Consider the following 16,059-nt stretch of genomic DNA (forward strand, 5'->3'; position numbering starts at 1 on the left):
CCTTGCTCAATATCCCCCGGGTCCGGCCTGATCTACTGCCGCCATGGCAAATTACATCAGATCGTTTCTCGAACTCGGGCTGAACGATGTCGGGCTGGTCGGCGGCAAGACCGCCTCGCTCGGCGAACTGTATTCAACCCTCGCATCCGAGGGGGTCGCCGTTCCCAACGGGTTCGCCGTCACCGCCGACGCCTACCGCGATGCGCTGTCGCAGCCCGGCGTCGCCGAGCAACTGCATCAGCTGCTCGACGGCCTGGACAAGAGCAAGATCAAGCGCCTGGCAGTCGCCGCAGCCAAGGCGCGCGCCGTCGTCTACAAGGCGATGGATACCGCTCCGATCCGCGATCAGATCCTGGAAGCCTATCGGAAGCTGGAGCGGGAAGCCGGCAAAGGCGTCGCTGTCGCAGTGCGCAGTTCCGCGACGGCGGAGGACCTGCCGACCGCGAGTTTTGCCGGCCAGCATGAAAGCTTCCTCAATGTGCGCGGGCCGAAGGACCTGTTCGAGGCCTGCCGGCGCTGCTTTGCCTCGATCTTCACCGATCGCGCGATTTCCTACCGCATCGACAATGGCTTCGACCATTTCAAGGTCTTTCTTTCCGTTGCCGTGATGAAAATGGTCCGATCCGACATCGGCGCCAGCGGCGTCATCTTCACGCTCGATACCGAATCCGGATTTCGCGACGTGGTCTTCGTCACCGGTTGTTACGGCCTCGGCGAGACCATCGTGCAGGGCCAGGTCGATCCCGACGAGTTCTATGTGCACAAGCCGACCCTCGCCAAGGGCTTCCGCCGGGTGCTGCGGCGCCGGCTCGGGGCTAAGCAGATCCGGATGATCTACGGCAAGCGCGGCGGCAGCCACGCGACGCTGACCCGGAACGTGCCGGAAGCGGAGCGGCGCAAATTCTGCATTTCCGATCCTGACGTCTTGACCCTGGCCGACATCGCCGTGCGGATCGAGGCGCACTATTCGAAGCATGCCGGCGCGGCGATGCCGATGGATATCGAATGGGCCAGGGACGGCGGCGACGGCAAGCTCTATATCATCCAGGCACGACCCGAGACGGTGGCCTCGCAGCGTTCGGCTGAAATGTTCGAGACCTACAATCTCAAGGGAAAAGGCTCTGTCATCGTCACCGGCCGCGCGGTGGGTGAAAAGATCGCCTCCGGCCGCACCCGCCGCATTGCCAGCGCGCGGGACCTCTCCACCTTCAAGCCCGGCGAGATCCTGGTCGCGCCGGCAACCAGTCCGGACTGGGAGCCGGTGATGAAGATCGCGGGCGGCATCATCACCGACAAGGGCGGTCGCACCTGCCACGCCGCCATCGTGGCGCGCGAGCTCGGCATTCCTGCCGTGGTGGGAGCGACGCACGCGACCGAAAAGCTCGAGACCGGGAGCCTTGTCACGATCTCCTGCGCCGAAGGCGACGTCGGCAACGTCTATCAGGGCGCGGTGGCCTTCGACGTCACGCGAACGCCCGTCAGCGCGTTCAAGGCGCCGCGCACGCCGATCATGGTCAACGTCGGCACTCCCGAAATGGCGTTCCGGACCGCGATGCAGCCACAATCCGGCGTCGGGCTCGCCCGCATGGAATTCATCATCAGCGAGCATATCGGCGTGCATCCGATGGCGCTGCTCAAGCCGAAGAAAATCACCTCGGCCAAGGCGAGAACCGCGATCGCCCGCCTGGTCGAGGGCTACAAGACCCCAGCCGATTTCTTTATCGAGAGGCTTTCGGAAGGCGTCGGCACCATTGCCGCGGCGTTCTATCCGAAGCCGGTGATCGTGCGGCTCTCCGACTTCAAGACCAACGAATATGCCAGCCTGCTCGGCGGCGAGGCCTTCGAGCCGAAGGAAGAGAATCCGATGCTGGGATTCCGCGGCGCTTCCCGCTACAGCCACCCGGCCTACGCGGAAGGGTTTGCGCTGGAATGTGCCGCGCTGCGCCGGGTGCGCGAGGAAATGGGGCTCTCCAATCTTCGCATCATGGTGCCGTTCTGCCGGACCGTCGAAGAAGGCAAGCGCGTGATCGCGACCATGGCCGCCGACGGCCTGAAACGCGGGGAGAACGGGCTCGAGGTCTACGTGATGTGCGAGATTCCCAACAACGTCATCCAGATCGACGCGTTCGCGCAATTGTTCGACGGCTTCTCGATCGGTTCCAACGATCTCACCCAGCTGACCCTCGGGGTCGACCGCGATTCCGACATCGTCGCGTTCGATTTCGACGAGCGCGATCCGGGCATGCTGGAGATGTTCAGGCTGGCCGTCACGGGCGCCAAACGTAACGGACGGCACGTCGGCATCTGCGGCGAAGCGCCGGCGAATTATCCGGAGATCGCGCGCTACCTGACGCAGCTCGGTATCGACTCGATCAGCGTCAATCCATCGAGCGTGTTTCGCACCATGGCGGCGGTTCGCGAAGCCGAGGCCGCGAAGGATGCGGTTTGACGCAACGCAGCATATTTGCTGCCCTGCGGCTTACTGTACATGGGGTTGTTTTAAAAATTTTTTGTCCAGGCCCGCCGGTTAGCCGCCGGGCGCGGATTCGGCGTGAATCCGCTCGGCCATGGCATTGACTCTGGTCATCGTCGCCGTCAACTCGACATAGGGATCGTCGTCGATCGTTACCGTGCCGTAGTTCGAATTTTCACCGTCAAACCGCCCTTCCGCCGGCTGGTCGGCATGCTCGAACCAGTGATAGCCGACCACATTGGGCTTGCGCAGGGCGGCGGTGACGTAGCGCTCGAAACACTGGGCCCGCTCGGTCTGGCTGGCGACCCGGGGCCCGGCGCCGTGGCCGTTGGGCAGGCCGGCATCGTCGCCGCGGAAGGAGAATTCCGAAATCAGGCATGGCTTGCCGCCGGCGGCATAGGCATCGATCTGCGGGGTTGCATCGAGTTCGTAGCAATTGAACGAGATCACATCGAGATAGCGGACGGCCGCGGCGATCACACTGGATTGCGCCTGATAGCCGAAGCGGGAGCCGATCACGAGGTGATTGGGGTCGGCGGCCTTGATGGCCGAGACGCACACCTCGAAATATCGATCGGCGACAACGGCCAGAAAGGCGTCGCAATCAGCGGAAAAGGCCGCGCGGGCGGGGTTGGCGAGGTTGGCCTTGAGCTCGAGCGCGTCATTCAGGCCTCCGGCAGGCATTCGGAAGAACGGCGCTTCGACCCGTCCCATCGCCGCGAGCTGCGCCCATGATCGCGCCGGCGTCTGCCAGACCGCATTGAACTGCGAGAATTCGCGATAATGCTCCTGCAACCTCGCGATGGCGGCGACGCGGCCGGGGCGGTGTGACGGCAGGTTCAGAAACACCGTCAGCAACTCATCGGCGCCGCGCCAGTCGGGTGACCAGTACATTTCGTTATCGATAAACGTGCCGAGCAGCCCGACATCGTGACATCGTCTTGCGCAATGAGTGCTGGCTCGTTCCCGGATGTGGGCCGCAAAGGCAGGGTCGAACACATCGGGAAACACCTGGTCGCGCCGGTGCAGCTTGAAGGAAGCCCCGAGTTCATTGGTGGGCGCGATCGCAAGCGGCGACGCACCGGCGCCAGCGACCAGTTCATCCGACCAGCAGCCCAGCGTATTGAAGTGCCAGCTGGTCAGCCGGTCCGCCACCGCCGCGCGCCAGACGTGCTGACTGCCGTATTTGCTCCGGCACGCATCGGCATAGGGGGCGCGAGCGGTATTGCGGACGTGGTCCGAATCGAAGCGTACATTGTTGACGCCCTTGGAAAGAAAGCGACCGCCATCGGGATCGACCAGCCAGAATACGCCATCATGCTGATCCACGCGAAAGAAGCCGCTTCCGCGGAAGCGGTCGTCGGCAATTCCACCCCATTTGGTTCTTTGCAAGTGGACACCTCGTCGGCAAGATAGCGACAACTATTTGTCGCATCGGCTGGCCAGGTGCAGTTGATGTATCTCAAGAACGCCGGGTCACCGGCAGGACTAATGCTACGGTGCCTCGCATTCCTGCCGGGGCGGAAGGGCCAAGAGTGAACTCGAACCGCCTCGTCCCTGCGTCGCAGCTGCCTTCCACTGCGTCCTTGCGTCCGGATTTCATCTGGGGCGTCTCGACCTCCAGCTTCCAGATCGAAGGCGCGACCACGGAAGACGGCCGCGGACCCAGCATCTGGGACGTCACCTGTCAAAACGGTGAAATCAGGAACCGCGACACCGGCGACATCGCGTGTGACCATTACCATCGCTACCGCGAGGATGTCGCGCTGATGCAGCGGCTGGGCGTTCAGGCCTATCGGTTCTCGGTCGCCTGGCCGCGGGTGCTGCCGCAGGGCCGGGGACTGGTCAACGAGCCCGGCCTCGCCTTCTACGACCGGCTGATCGACGAATTGCTGGCCGCCGGCATCGAACCCTGGCTGTGCCTGTATCACTGGGATCTGCCGCAGGCGCTGGAGGATCTCGGCGGATGGCAGAACCGTGAATCGGTCGTATGGTTTGCCGACTACACGACGCTGATCGCCGGACGTTTCGGCGATCGTGTCAAGCGCTTTGCGACCTTCAACGAGCCCTCGATCTTCAATCTGTTCAGCCGCTCGCTGGGCAAGCGGGACCGCAGCAGCGAAGCCGGTCTTTACCGGGCGACGCACCACGTCAATCTCGCCCATGGCGCGGCCGTGGACGTGTTACGCGAGAAAGTTCAGGGCGCCTCGATCGGGTGCATTCACAATCTTCAGCCGTGCCTGCCTTCCGGCGCGAGCGAAGCCGACGCGGCGGCGGCCGCGCGCCTGGGCGTTTACTGGAACGGCGCCTTCCCCGATCCGCAATGCCGCGGCGAATATCCACCCTCGATGCGGACCGTCATCGAGCCGCATTTGCAGCCGGGCGACCTCGCGCGCATTTGCCGCCCGCTCGACTGGTTTGGATTGAACCATTACAGCCCGGTCTACGTAAAGGCACAGCCGACGGCGATGCTGGGCTTCGACTTCGGCGAAAAACCGGCCGGCGTTGCCCTGACGCAGATCGGATGGCCGATCGATCCGCCAGCCTTCGGCGAAACGCTGCGGCTCGTCCACGAGCGCTACCGCTTGCCGATCTATGTGCTCGAAAACGGATATGGCGGCAACGACAGGCCCGACGCGAGCGGCGCCGTGACCGATCCCGAGCGGATCGATTTTCTGCGTGGTTACATCGGCGCGATGAATGCCGCCGCCGCCGACGGCGTCGATGTCAGGGGCTACTTCGTCTGGTCGCTGCTCGACAATTTCGAATGGATGTCGGGGTACAGTGATCGGTTCGGCCTGGTCTATGTCGACTATGCCTCGCTGCAACGCATTGCGAAGTCGTCGTTCCACTGGTACGCGGACCTGATCAAGGCGGCACGTCAGCGATGAAAGCAGCGTCTCCAGGACAAGCCGGCCGGACCGTGCTGCTTGCCGACATCGGCGGGACCAATGCGCGCTTCGCGCTTCTGGCCGGGGGGGCGGTCGGCAGGATTACCCATATGGCGGTCCGCGACCACGGCAGCTTTCGCGAAGCGCTCGACACCTATCTCGGCAGTGTGCAGGAGGCCGGCACCATCAGCGCCGCGTTTCTGGCTGCTGCCGGCGTGATCGACAACGGCCGTTGCGCCCTCACCAACAATTCCTGGGTGATCGACGCTGAGGAACTGCGCGCCGTCTACGGATTCACCACCGTCCGCCTGCTCAACGATTTCGAAGCCCTGGCGTGGGGCCTGTCCTACCTTCCCGCTGACAAACTCCTCCCCCTCGGCGGCGGACTGCCGGTCGCGGAGGCACCACTGGCGGCGCTCGGCCCCGGCACGGGCCTCGGAATGGCAGCCTGCATCCCGCACGCAACCGGACGCCTCGTGCTGTCGAGCGAGGGCGGCCATTCCACCATGGCCGGCAGTTCGTCACGCGAGGACGCCGTCATCGGCCTGCTGCGCCAGCGACTGGGACATGTCTCGGCCGAACACGTTCTTTCCGGTGGCGGGCTGGAAAATCTCCACCAGGCGCTGGCTGCGCTCGACGACCTCGCGCTGCCGGGACGCCGCGCCGCCGAGATCACGCAGGCCGGCATCGAGGGCACCTGTCCGACCAGCCGCGCCGCCATCGACATGTTCTGCGCGATGCTCGGTACGGTCGCCGGCAATCTCGCGCTGACGCTCGGCGCGAAAGGCGGAATATTCATTGCCGGTGGCATTCTGCGCCATATGCCCGAATATCTCGCCCGCTCGCAATTTCGCGCACGCTTCGAAGACAAGGGCCGGCTTCGCGAGTATCTCGAACCGATTCCGGTCTGGCTGATTCTGGACGACGACGCCGCATTCGTCGGCCTGCATGCACTGGCGGAGGTCGAACGCATTGGCTGAAATTTCGCGGGGCATCGTCACCCTCACCATCAATCCCGCCGTCGACGCCTCGACGTCGGTGAAGAAACTGGCGCCCTTCACCAAGATGCGCTGCGCGCCGGCGCGCCGCGATCCCGGCGGCGGTGGCATCAACGTGGCCCGCGTTCTCGGACGACTTGGCATCGCCGCGCCGGCCATTTACACGGCCGGCGGCGCAACCGGACAATTGCTCGGCGCCCTGGTCGCGCGCGAAGGCGTGCAGGGCCTCATGGTCCCGGTCCAGAACGAGACGCGGGAGGATCTGACGGTTTACGACGAGACCACCCGCGAGCAATTTCGCTTCGTCTTTCCCGGATCGCCGCTCGGCGAATCCGAGTGGCAGGAATGCCTGGAATCGATCGCGCGCATCGAACCGCGGCCGGCGTTTGTGATCGCCAGCGGCAGCCTGCCGGCGGGCGTACCGGAAGATTTTTATGGCAAACTGGCGCAGGCTTGCAGGGCAAACAGCAAGGTCATCGTGGATACCTCCGGCCGCTTCCTGAAGGCGGCACTCGAACAAGGCGTCTATCTCATCAAGCCCAATCTTCGCGAGTTTCAGGAACTGGCTGGCATGACGGCCTCGGATGATGCTTCGTTGATCGAGGCGGGACGGCGCCTGATCGGTCGCAGCCAGGTCGAGGTGATCGCGCTCTCGATGGGGCCGGACGGCGCCCTGCTGATCACGCGGGATCTGGCCCTGCGCGCCAACGGCCTCGCGATCGAGCCGGTCAGCGTGTCCGGCGCCGGAGACAGTTTTCTGGCGGCGATGGTCTGGAGCCTTTCCAACAACGACAGTCTCGAAACCGCCCTGCGCTACGGGGTTGCCGGCGGTTCCGCCGCGCTGCTCAGTCCGGGGACCGACCTTTGCCGGCCGCAGGACATGCACCGCCTGGTCGCGGAGGTGATGGTCAGGCCGATCATGTCGCAAAACCCCCTGCCCGATCCAGCTCATGAATAGCGACAGCTACATCGTTCCCAGCGAGCAGCGCCTGCTCTCCCGCTTCTGGCAGAGCGCGCGCGGCTTTTGGGGCGGCGCGACGGCCCCGTGGGCCTGGCTGCTCACCGTGCTGCTGATCGCCACCGTGCTGCTGCAGCTGTTGACCCAATACTCGCTGAATTTCTGGAATCGAGATTTCTTCAATGCCGTCGAACGCAAGGATGGCGCAGAGCTGCTGGCGCAGGCATGGCGATTCTTGCCGCTGGCCGCGGCCAGCCTCGCGCTGGCCGTTTTCTCGGTGTGGGGCCGCATGACCCTGCAACGGAAATGGCGCGCATGGCTGAGCAACCATCTCTACGAATACTGGCTGGAACGCGACCATTATGTCCGGCTCAGATTCATGCCGGGGGAGCACCAGGCCCCGGAATATCGCATCGCCGAGGACGCCAGGCTTGCCACCGACCTGCCGGTCGACCTCGTGCTCGGGCTGTTCTCCTCGCTGATCACCGGCATCACCTTTATCGGCATCCTCTGGAAGGTGGGTGGTAGCTCGACCATCGACCTGTTCGGCCTGGTGCTGACCATTCCCGGCTACCTCGTGGTGGCGGTGATCGTTTACTCCATCATCGTTGCGGCGGCGATGGTGCTGATCGGCAGCCGCCTGACCCACGTCGTGGAAAGCAACAAGCGAGCCGAAGCCGAGTTGCGCGCGATAGGAACCCACATCCGCGAGAGCGGCGAAGGTAAGACGTTGCCTGACAACATCAAGGACCGGCTTGCTGCCGTCAGCACGGCGCTGCGGGCGGTGATTGCCACGTGGCTGGACTATTGCTGGCAACTCATGCGCCTGACCGTGGTCACGCACAGCAACACGTTGCTGGCCCCGGTTGTCGGCTTGCTGCTCTGCATGCCGAAATACGTCGCCGGGACGATGCTGCTCGGCGAGGTGGTCCAGGCGGCCGCAGCCTTTGTCGTGGTGCAGGGTGCCTGCAACTGGTTCACCGACAACTATATTCGCCTGGCCGATTGGGCCGCCTCCGCCAACCGCGTCGCATCGCTGCTGCTGGCGCTGGACCGGATCGACCCGCCCGACGCCAGCGCAGCGTGACCGCCTGCAATCGAAACGCATCGACGGGCTGCATCATTGATTCAGCGCAAGGCGTTTGGCGGGTGCGGCGGGTATTGGAATAAATCACTGTTGGACAGAGGTACGACTGCCATGAAGATCAAATATCGATACCTGATTGGCGCATTGGCTGTGGCGGTTGGCGGCGGCGGCCTGATCTCGACGGCCAGCGCCCAGAGTTGCCAGGATTTATGGGTCGAGCGCAATTCCTACTACAAGCAGGCCGGCTACTGCTTCAAGACGTCCCGCGCGATCTCCTATTTCGGTAACGGGGGCTGCATCTATGACATCGAGGCCAGCGTGCCGCTGCCGCGCGGTATCCGTGCCCGCATCGCCGAGATCACCCGGATCGAGCGGCGCAGCGGCTGCAATTGAGGAACGCCCGTTGGAGAACGGAAAGCAGCTGAAAGGGGCGCACATGATCGTGAGAGTTCTTCTCGCCGTGCTCGCCTGCGTCATCGGCGGCAACGCCGTCGCCGCACCGGGCTGGACCAGGCCGCAACTTCCCGCGGCGCTCGGCTTTATCGTCATGCAGTGCGACCAGCGCGAATTCTGTTTCGCGATCGCCTGCCCCGACAAGAAGCTGCAGCTCGTCAACATTTCGCCCGGCGGCGGCCCGATGGGCAATCCGGACGTCGGCGCTAGCGGCGGCGCCGCGAAACTGACCGTGGGCAAGGAAGTATTTTCGCTGTCATTCAGCTGGGACGACAGCATCCTGGAACGGGTGGGCAATGCCGGAAGCCGCAGCGAATTGCCGGTCGCGGCGTTGATGGCGCTGGCCCGGACCACCGGCAGGATCGAAGGCACCAACACCGCGCCGGTCAAGGCTATCCTCCCCAGCAGCGGGCTGAAGCAGCATTGGCCCGTGATCGCCAGGACATGCGGACTTCCCGAACTGCCGCGCTGACCAGCGGTGTCCGCTGCTTTACCGTTCGAAATGCGCCGGATTCTCGACGACGCCGTTCTCGCAAAACCGCTGGAAGGTTCCCAGTCGCGAGCCGAGGTCGGACAGGTTGATGACATAGCTTCGGCCCGCCAGCGTCAAGTCCAGGTCACCGGCCGCCTTGATCGACGCCAGCAGCGGCGCGCCGATTTCGGCATAGTGAATATCCGCATCCCAGTTCAGGCTGCGCGAAAGGACCGACTTCGTCTTGTAGAGATTGCGGAACGTCAGCGGAACCGGGGCTGATCCGCTCGCCGTATTCGCCGCGCGCGCGGAGATCATGCCGGGTTCGCTATCGCGCAATTTGACCGACGGCTGAACCAGCAACACGAAATAGTTCGATTTCATGCAAACGAATTCGAGCAGTCCGATCCCAGCCTCGACCCCGCTGTCCTGCTGTTTCGGCAGCAGCGCGGGCAGGTCCTTGTACTCCTTGCTGGGCTTGTGGATCTGCCAGCCGCCCGTCGTGACCTTCACCGCCTCTGCGGCAGGGGCAACGGCGGGATCGACGCCTGCGGGTTTCGTCTTGCAGGGGCCTGAGTCAACCGGCGGCTTTTTGAGGATGAAGGCATCGCCCGGCAGCAAGTCGCCGCTGATCGTGACCTGATGTCCCTCGAACGGCCGGAGATCGAACTCCCGGCCGTCGGCATTGCTCGGACGGATTTCGTAACCGTCGGACGAGACGAAGATTCCGTTGGCGACGCAGCCGACGATGGTTTTCGGCACCGGCTTTGACGCGACCACCGGGGCGATACCCACAAAGCCTGCTGCCGCGAGGACGGCGAAGAGGCCGACAGCGACCCTATGACTTCTGGTTGACATCACACTTCTCTCTCGAAAACCCACCCATTGAACACCCGGGAAATCGCGGTCCATTGATCTGGAACAAACCCGCCGCCAGCTGCGGCCTGCCTTCTCACGCCAATCCCGCTCCGCATTCGCCACAGAAACGATCAGCCGTGCCGACAGGACGGCCACATTGCTGGCAGAAGCGCCGCGCCGCATTTACCTCGCTGCCTGCTGTCGATCCCGCCATGTTCGCCGATGCCGTTGCCCGACGCGAAGCTTGCTCGCCTTGCTTCCCGGCGGGGATGGCCGCAAGCGCGTCGGTTACAAGCGATCGGAACGCTTGAAGCAACACGGCCTCACCCAGCGTTCCCAACCTCACTCCATTGGCGCGCGCCTCCACTCCCCACAGGCCCACAAATGTCCGCATGCCTCCCAATTGGTTCCATGTCGCTTGCAAGTTCGCTTCGGAAATCGTCGTCAGCGTGCTCCAGGCCAGTGGCGCCAGCAACAGCCGACGCACCGGTTCGAACGCCGCAACCAGTCCGTATTCGCGGTCCGGTCCGGCCTCGATGATCGATGCGCTCACGAGATCGGCCAGCCCCTTGTCGATCGCGCCCTGGTTCATTTCAGGCACGTTCGGCAGCAGGCGGCGGAAGATCGGAACCAGCCAGCGATAGTCCTCCGAGGTGAGTCCTGCCCCCATGGCGACGCGAACAGCCGCAGCCTTCAGCAACGGCGCCGGAGTACGATCACGTGCAAGTAACGACTCGAGCTCCTCTTCACGCAGCGCATCCAGCACCGCGCCCAGCATCAGGAACCCCTCGGGCGTCAGCTCCAGCTGGACGTCAGGATCGTTGGTTGCACTATCGAGCGCAAGCTGGGCGGTCATGATGGCGGCGATGTCGTCTTCCGCGAGCGGCCAGGCAACCATCCACTCGCCGGCTCCGCGCTCGACGAACGACACCAGGCGGCCGTTGGTCTCGTCCGACGCGAAAGCCTGCAGGCGACTTAATCCGGCCGGCCCCCCCGCAGTGACCACGACCTGCAGGGCTGGCGCCGCAAGCGCCGCGGCGGCCGGCATCCAGCTTGCCGTCGGAGCGCCGGCTTCATCCAGAATGCCTGCCTCCCTGAGCGTGGTGGAGTCGTCGGATGCAGGGCTTGCGGCAGGCAGGTCACGAACCGGAGAAAGCGAGCCCTGGGTGCCGGCCGCACGCAGGAGCATCTGCAATTGCGCCGTCGACATCGAAACCGTGCGGGGCTCTACGCTGACCTGGGTGTTCATTTTCCGCTCCTGATGGCATCGAGCAGGCGAACCGCCGCGGCTTCTTTCGCCGCATCGCTGAGCCCCGGGTCCTTCGCGCGCTGCGCAAGATCCAGGAACTCACGATCAACGCCGAGAGGTCTGCCATCGGTTGCCTTGGTTTCCATCCTGCGCGTGAGTTGATAGAGCTTGCCTGCCTGGTGCATGCGCTCGCCCGGCGTCGACATCTCGCCCAGCTCTTCGGCGTATTTGTTCAGACAGTCGTTTCGGAAGCCCGCAAGCTGGCGAGCATCCTGCGCGCGAACGCACGCCAGGGTCGCGGGATCTCGGCTGGTGACTTCACGCACGCTGCCCGTCGTCCACCGCGTGCCTTCCCCGATTTCGACGGGATCGTTGCCGTTCAGCCGGTGGGTGACGCGCGCACCATCGATCTTCTCGATGCTGCCGCTGGTCTGGTTCAGCATATCCTTGACCTTCAGCCCGCCCTCGCTGCGGAATGCCCCGCGTCCGGTGTTGTTGGCATAGACATTGATCTTGAGGTCATGCGTTCCGACCTCGATGCCTTCCGGCCTGCCGGGCGTACCTTTCGTCAGGTCCCTGCTCACCTGCCGAAGCGCGCCGTCGAATTCCTTCCGGAACAGTTCCGCGGCCCTGGCCCCAGCCGGCGTGCCATTGTGCATCGGGGTAAAGTCGACGTCGGAATCGAGACCGCGATAGTTCGGCCCCTTGAGTGCGTGGCTGCCGGTGTTCTGGATGCCGGTGATCGAGCCGCGCAATTCGGGATGCTTGGCATAGACGTTTTCCAGCGCCCGCTCTGTGGCTCTGATCTTCAGGTCGTAGCGCGCCGCATCGGCGGCGGCCTTGGCCTGCGGAGTGAGATATTTGGGATTCTTGGTCAGCGCCTCGACCGCCTTGCCGTAGGCTGGCGATGCGGGATCGAGCCGCGCATGGGGATTCACCAGTCGGGCATTGAACCGCGGCCCGGCTTCACCGAGGGCTTCGTTGATCGCACCGATCTGCCGCGTCGGATGACCCGCCGGCAGCTTGGCGGCGGCACGCTCCTCGACTTCGCGCTGCACGGCCCGCATGCCGGTACCCCAGATGCGGGTGCCGGAAGCGGGCGCTGGCTGCGCCGGCCTCGGCCAGAGCCGCACCTCGGTCTGGTGGGCCTTGGCGATCCACTTGGCCACGGTCGGAATCCCGGCCGCCATCTTCTGCCCCTCCATCATCGCCTTGCCGAAGAAATAGCTCTTCAATCCCGACTGCAGGCCCTGAATCGCCGCTTCCGATGCGCTTGCCCCACCCGCCAGCGAGGCCTGGGTTCCGCGGTACGACGCCAGCCCAGCCGACGCTGCGCCGCGCGTGAGCAGGACATCGGACGCCAGCGCACCGGTCTCGAGCGCGGTATCCACCAGCGCGTCGCGATAGGTATAGGTGACCTCGAAGCCGGCGCGACCGAGGTTGACGGAGGCCTGTCCAAGGCGCCGTAACCGCTCGACGGAATTGGATGGGTCGGGCGCCAGCGCGAGATCGTCGGCGTGGAGGCGCATGCGCCAGATCAGCCGCTCGCGGTTTGCATCCAGTTCACCGGCGTGCTCCGCCTCGGTCTTGAGCCGGTCGAGATAACCTTCGATCCGGTTGCGTACCCGGTAGGCTTCGGCGATTTCCTCCTTCCGGATGGCGATCGCTTCCTTTGATTCCAGCCAGCGCTGGTGCAACTCCCGCACATCGGCGTCCTGTCCGGTTGCCATGTCGGTGAGGTCGCGGCGGTCCTTCTCCGCCAGTCCGGCCCGGCTCGCCATGTCCTGCTCGTAGGTATGGCGCCCCACATAGCCGCCGGAGAACGAGCTCCACACCTCGCCGCGCTCGTTGACGTCGCCATCGCGCGGTAAACGCGGCGGCACGATCGTGGTCTCGGCTGTGGGCCCCACGAAGCCGCCGCGCTCGGCCGAATAGATCTCGCCGCCCTCGTTGCGGGCACCGTCGACCGGATCGAAGGTGCCGACGCCGTCCTTCTCGCTGTATCTCCAGCCCAGCGCCTCGTATTTGCGCTTCCACGCCTCATAGGGATCCTCGGGCAGCCGGCCGCGCAGCAGATCGCGGATCGCTTGCAGCACTTCATCGCGCCGAACGCCGCTCGCTCCCAGCATCAGCAGCGAACCGAGCAGCGCCGTACCGCCGGCTAGCGCTGAGACCGCCGCGATCTCGGCTGGAGTAAGTCCCAGCGGCATTTCCTCGCCCACCGCCCACCCAGGGATCTCCTCGGTTGGTGCGGACGGGGATGGAGTGCTCGCGCCCTGAGGCGGGCGCGCGGGTTGAGAAAGATCGATCGACGCATGGATTTCCGCAACCATTGCATCGAGAAGACCCTCTACGGATTGACGAGGCAGCGCCATTGTGAGAACTCGGACCGCGTAAGGACCGCCGGCATGGCGCCAAGAGAAGCCGTTATTTGGATTGATGCCCTGACTTGCTGCATACGCTTTGGCCTGAGCCTCGCCGTCAAAGACGAACAGTGCAATGCCTCGAACATTTCCGTTGCACCACTCCATGAAGGTGCGCGCAGGTGGACCGGTATAATTGGGAATGTCACTGGCTGAGCCTTCCCACACGCGCGGCTGGCACGTTGCGCGGAAAAGTGAGTAGGTGTTTCTTCTCTCGATCAACTCCTTCCAGCGAAGGCGCTTCGACAAGTTCTCTGCCGAACTTTGCCCCCCGAGGCGGATAGCCGCGAAGACTGCGCGATCGCGCTCCACTTGGGCCGCAGATGGAATCGCCCCGATGACAAGGCACCCGAGAACTATGGTGGCGAGCACGAACGATGAGCGGTGCAGCGCGTTCGTTCCGCAACTCCCGGCGAAGAGACGTGTCGCCCATGACCACGACTGCGAAGCGCCACCGGGGCCGCGTAGCCTGCGGCGATGGGCAGTTTCGCGGCGCTGAAGTTGAAAGTTGGCCCGGCCTCTCACTTCAATTCGGCTCCGCACTGGCCGCAGAAGCGGGCGGCGGGAGTCGCGGGATGACCGCATTGCTTGCAGAAGCGCGGCGCTGCGGCCGCCTTCGGCGCTTGCGGCGGCGCGGCGGGCTCCTTCAGCGCCAGCGCAATGGCGTCGTGCACCAGCGTCCTCGCGTCGGCGGCGCTGACGGAACTGAGGCGCACCGCGGCCGGCGCTCCGGCCGGGCCGAGCGGTTCGATGACCCAGACGGCGGCGAAGCTGCGCAGAAATGCCAGCGTCGCGGAATCGAATCCGCCGGTCCGCCGGCGATCGACCGACAGCACCGCGGCGACGAGCGGCAATTCGAGATGCGCGAAGGCGGTGACGAAGGCCGGTTGCGGCGACCACAATCCCGTCTTGCCCCGCGCGATCAACCCGCCGCGCGCCAGCACGTCGAGCCCTGCCAGCAGCCGCGCTTCCGTGACGTCGCCCGGGCCGAAAATCTGCGTCAGCATGCCCGACAGCCAGCGCGGATCGGGCATCGTCGCGCCGTCCAGCGCGCGCAGGTAGATACTGTCCTCGTTGAGCGCGACCTGGCGCGTTGGCGTGCGCGCGAGCAGGCTCTCCAGTTCCGCTTGCCGGTGCGCATCCGCCATCGCCGCCAGCGCCCACAATGCGGCGGTGTCGAGTTCGCTGCGATGGTCGACAGGGGCGAGCGGCTGATCGAGGCCGAGGGTTTCAACGACGAGGGATTCCGCCAGCGCGCCATCCACCGGGAATGACACCGCGGCGCCGCCCTCAGCGTCCGGCGTCACCGCCGCCAGCTGTTTGCCCGCGCCCGCGACTGCATAGCAATCCAGTCGCCGCCCGCCGTCGCGCGTCACTGTCGTCACCGCGATGCGCGCTGAGGGATCGGCGAGACCGGCGCGCACCGGCGGCGGCAATTGGCCGGCTTTTGCGGCGCGATCGAGCTGAACCGCATCCGGTGCAATCGTTTGAGTAGTCATGACATTCCTCCTGAGCGCGATTGCGCGCGTTCTATGGTGTCCATTTCAGCCCCTCGAACTGGCTGGAGAGTTTTTCGCTGAAGTCGCCGATGTCGGTGAAGCCGAGCCGCTCCAGCCTGCCTTCCAGCGTGTGCAGCACCGCGGCGTCGGGATGAACCGGCAGGTTGGAGGACTTCACCAGATCCATCGCCTGGCGCAGATTGCCGGGCAGCGCACCGGCCGGGATGTTCTGCGCGCCATAGGCCTTGCGCACGCTGTCCAGCGTATCGACACCCTTCTGCGCCTGCGCGATCGCCTCGAACGGATCACCGCGGCGCAAATTGCCGGTCACCTTCTCGTGGAACTGCTGCGCCAGTCCCTGCGGATCGGCGAGTTTTATCGGCTGTGACGGCGGCGCCACCTTGCCTGAGGCGATGTCCTTGAGCTCGGCAATCCGGGTGGTGCCGGTGCCTCCCGCCGCGCCGCCCGGTAGATTGACGCGCTCGCCGGTCCTGAGATCGGCGATCTGGTCGGAGTAGTCGCGGCCGGCCTCGCGGAAGGTGCGGTCGGTCGGAGTATGGCCGTGCTGCTCCGCCCACCACGCCTTCTGCTGCGCAGGGTCCATCCCCTTGGGGCATTTTGTCTTGTCGAAGAAGGTCAGCTCGGCGAAGGCGTCGTTGGAATGCTGCTCCCACTTCGTCTTGGGCACCTCGACCCAC

At 64.9% G+C, this 16,059-nt stretch carries 13 protein-coding genes; 7 read left to right on the plus strand and 6 right to left on the minus strand.

Going from position 1 to position 16,059, the window contains the following annotated elements; genetic code table 11:
- Positions 1 to 43: 43 nt before the first annotated feature.
- Positions 44 to 2,449 (plus strand): phosphoenolpyruvate synthase, encoded by a 2,406-nt coding sequence (gene ppsA, locus Q7U29_RS25460; protein WP_304746028.1) that lies wholly within the window; start codon positions 44 to 46, stop codon positions 2,447 to 2,449.
- A gap of 78 nt (positions 2,450 to 2,527) precedes the next feature.
- Here the strand turns inward: ppsA and Q7U29_RS25465 are convergent, their stop codons facing one another.
- Complete coding sequence (locus Q7U29_RS25465; protein ID WP_304746030.1) at positions 2,528 to 3,865, minus strand: agarase; 1,338 nt, start codon at positions 3,863 to 3,865, stop codon at positions 2,528 to 2,530.
- A gap of 143 nt (positions 3,866 to 4,008) precedes the next feature.
- On the opposite strand from Q7U29_RS25465, the gene Q7U29_RS25470 reads away from it, so the two are divergent.
- The 6 genes from Q7U29_RS25470 to Q7U29_RS25495 all read left to right on the plus strand — a co-directional run bounded on the left by Q7U29_RS25470 (position 4,009) and on the right by Q7U29_RS25495 (position 9,332).
- Entirely contained in the window at positions 4,009 to 5,364 is a 1,356-nt protein-coding gene (locus Q7U29_RS25470) for a GH1 family beta-glucosidase (RefSeq protein ID WP_304746032.1), read from the plus strand.
- Entirely contained in the window at positions 5,361 to 6,344 is a 984-nt protein-coding gene (glk, locus tag Q7U29_RS25475; RefSeq protein WP_304746034.1) for a glucokinase, read from the plus strand. The genes Q7U29_RS25470 and glk overlap by 4 nt, the downstream gene beginning before the upstream one ends.
- Positions 6,337 to 7,320, plus strand: a complete 984-nt coding sequence (locus tag Q7U29_RS25480; RefSeq protein ID WP_304746036.1) for a 1-phosphofructokinase family hexose kinase — start codon at positions 6,337 to 6,339, stop codon at positions 7,318 to 7,320. The genes glk and Q7U29_RS25480 overlap by 8 nt, the downstream gene beginning before the upstream one ends.
- Positions 7,313 to 8,407: an SbmA/BacA-like family transporter gene (locus Q7U29_RS25485; protein ID WP_304746038.1), complete on the plus strand. Its 1,095-nt coding sequence runs from the start codon at positions 7,313 to 7,315 to the stop codon at positions 8,405 to 8,407. Before Q7U29_RS25480 ends, Q7U29_RS25485 begins: the two co-directional genes overlap by 8 nt.
- A gap of 111 nt (positions 8,408 to 8,518) precedes the next feature.
- Positions 8,519 to 8,800, plus strand: a complete 282-nt coding sequence (locus Q7U29_RS25490; protein ID WP_304746040.1) for a YARHG domain-containing protein — start codon at positions 8,519 to 8,521, stop codon at positions 8,798 to 8,800.
- 43 nt (positions 8,801 to 8,843) lie between these two features.
- Positions 8,844 to 9,332, plus strand: coding sequence for a hypothetical protein (locus tag Q7U29_RS25495; protein WP_304746042.1), 489 nt, complete (start codon positions 8,844 to 8,846; stop codon positions 9,330 to 9,332).
- 18 nt (positions 9,333 to 9,350) lie between these two features.
- Here Q7U29_RS25495 and Q7U29_RS25500 read toward each other — a convergent pair whose 3' ends face one another.
- The 5 genes from Q7U29_RS25500 to Q7U29_RS25520 all read right to left on the minus strand — a co-directional run.
- A complete protein-coding gene (locus Q7U29_RS25500) occupies positions 9,351 to 10,373 on the minus strand; it encodes a hypothetical protein (RefSeq protein ID WP_304746044.1) in 1,023 nt (340 codons plus the stop codon).
- Entirely contained in the window at positions 10,285 to 11,439 is a 1,155-nt protein-coding gene (locus Q7U29_RS25505; protein ID WP_304746045.1) for a zinc ribbon domain-containing protein, read from the minus strand. Before Q7U29_RS25505 ends, Q7U29_RS25500 begins: the two co-directional genes overlap by 89 nt.
- Entirely contained in the window at positions 11,436 to 14,174 is a 2,739-nt protein-coding gene (locus Q7U29_RS25510; protein WP_304746047.1) for a hypothetical protein, read from the minus strand. The genes Q7U29_RS25505 and Q7U29_RS25510 overlap by 4 nt, the downstream gene beginning before the upstream one ends.
- 209 nt (positions 14,175 to 14,383) lie before the next feature.
- Complete coding sequence (locus Q7U29_RS25515) at positions 14,384 to 15,361, minus strand: zinc ribbon domain-containing protein (protein ID WP_304746049.1); 978 nt, start codon at positions 15,359 to 15,361, stop codon at positions 14,384 to 14,386.
- Between the two features lie 31 nt (positions 15,362 to 15,392).
- Positions 15,393 to 16,059, minus strand: a 667-nt coding sequence (locus Q7U29_RS25520) for a hypothetical protein (protein WP_304746051.1), incomplete at its 5' end; no start/stop codon positions are given.

The organism is Bradyrhizobium sp., from assembly GCF_030654605.1.
Taxonomy (GTDB): domain Bacteria; phylum Pseudomonadota; class Alphaproteobacteria; order Rhizobiales; family Xanthobacteraceae; genus Bradyrhizobium.

Excerpts from the sequence above, each read along its gene's own strand:
- ppsA (WP_304746028.1), top strand. The coding sequence starts at position 44 with ATGGCAAATTACATCAGATCGTTTCTCGAACTCGGGCTGAACGATGTC.
- glk (WP_304746034.1), top strand. The coding sequence starts at position 5,361 with ATGAAAGCAGCGTCTCCAGGACAAGCCGGCCGGACCGTGCTGCTTGCC.
- Q7U29_RS25485 (WP_304746038.1), top strand. The coding sequence starts at position 7,313 with ATGAATAGCGACAGCTACATCGTTCCCAGCGAGCAGCGCCTGCTCTCC.
- Q7U29_RS25490 (WP_304746040.1), top strand. The coding sequence starts at position 8,519 with ATGAAGATCAAATATCGATACCTGATTGGCGCATTGGCTGTGGCGGTT.
- Q7U29_RS25495 (WP_304746042.1), top strand. The coding sequence starts at position 8,844 with ATGATCGTGAGAGTTCTTCTCGCCGTGCTCGCCTGCGTCATCGGCGGC.
- Q7U29_RS25500 (WP_304746044.1), bottom strand. The coding sequence starts at position 10,373 with ATGCGGCGCGGCGCTTCTGCCAGCAATGTGGCCGTCCTGTCGGCACGG.
- Q7U29_RS25505 (WP_304746045.1), bottom strand. The coding sequence starts at position 11,439 with ATGAACACCCAGGTCAGCGTAGAGCCCCGCACGGTTTCGATGTCGACG.
- Q7U29_RS25515 (WP_304746049.1), bottom strand. The coding sequence starts at position 15,361 with ATGACTACTCAAACGATTGCACCGGATGCGGTTCAGCTCGATCGCGCC.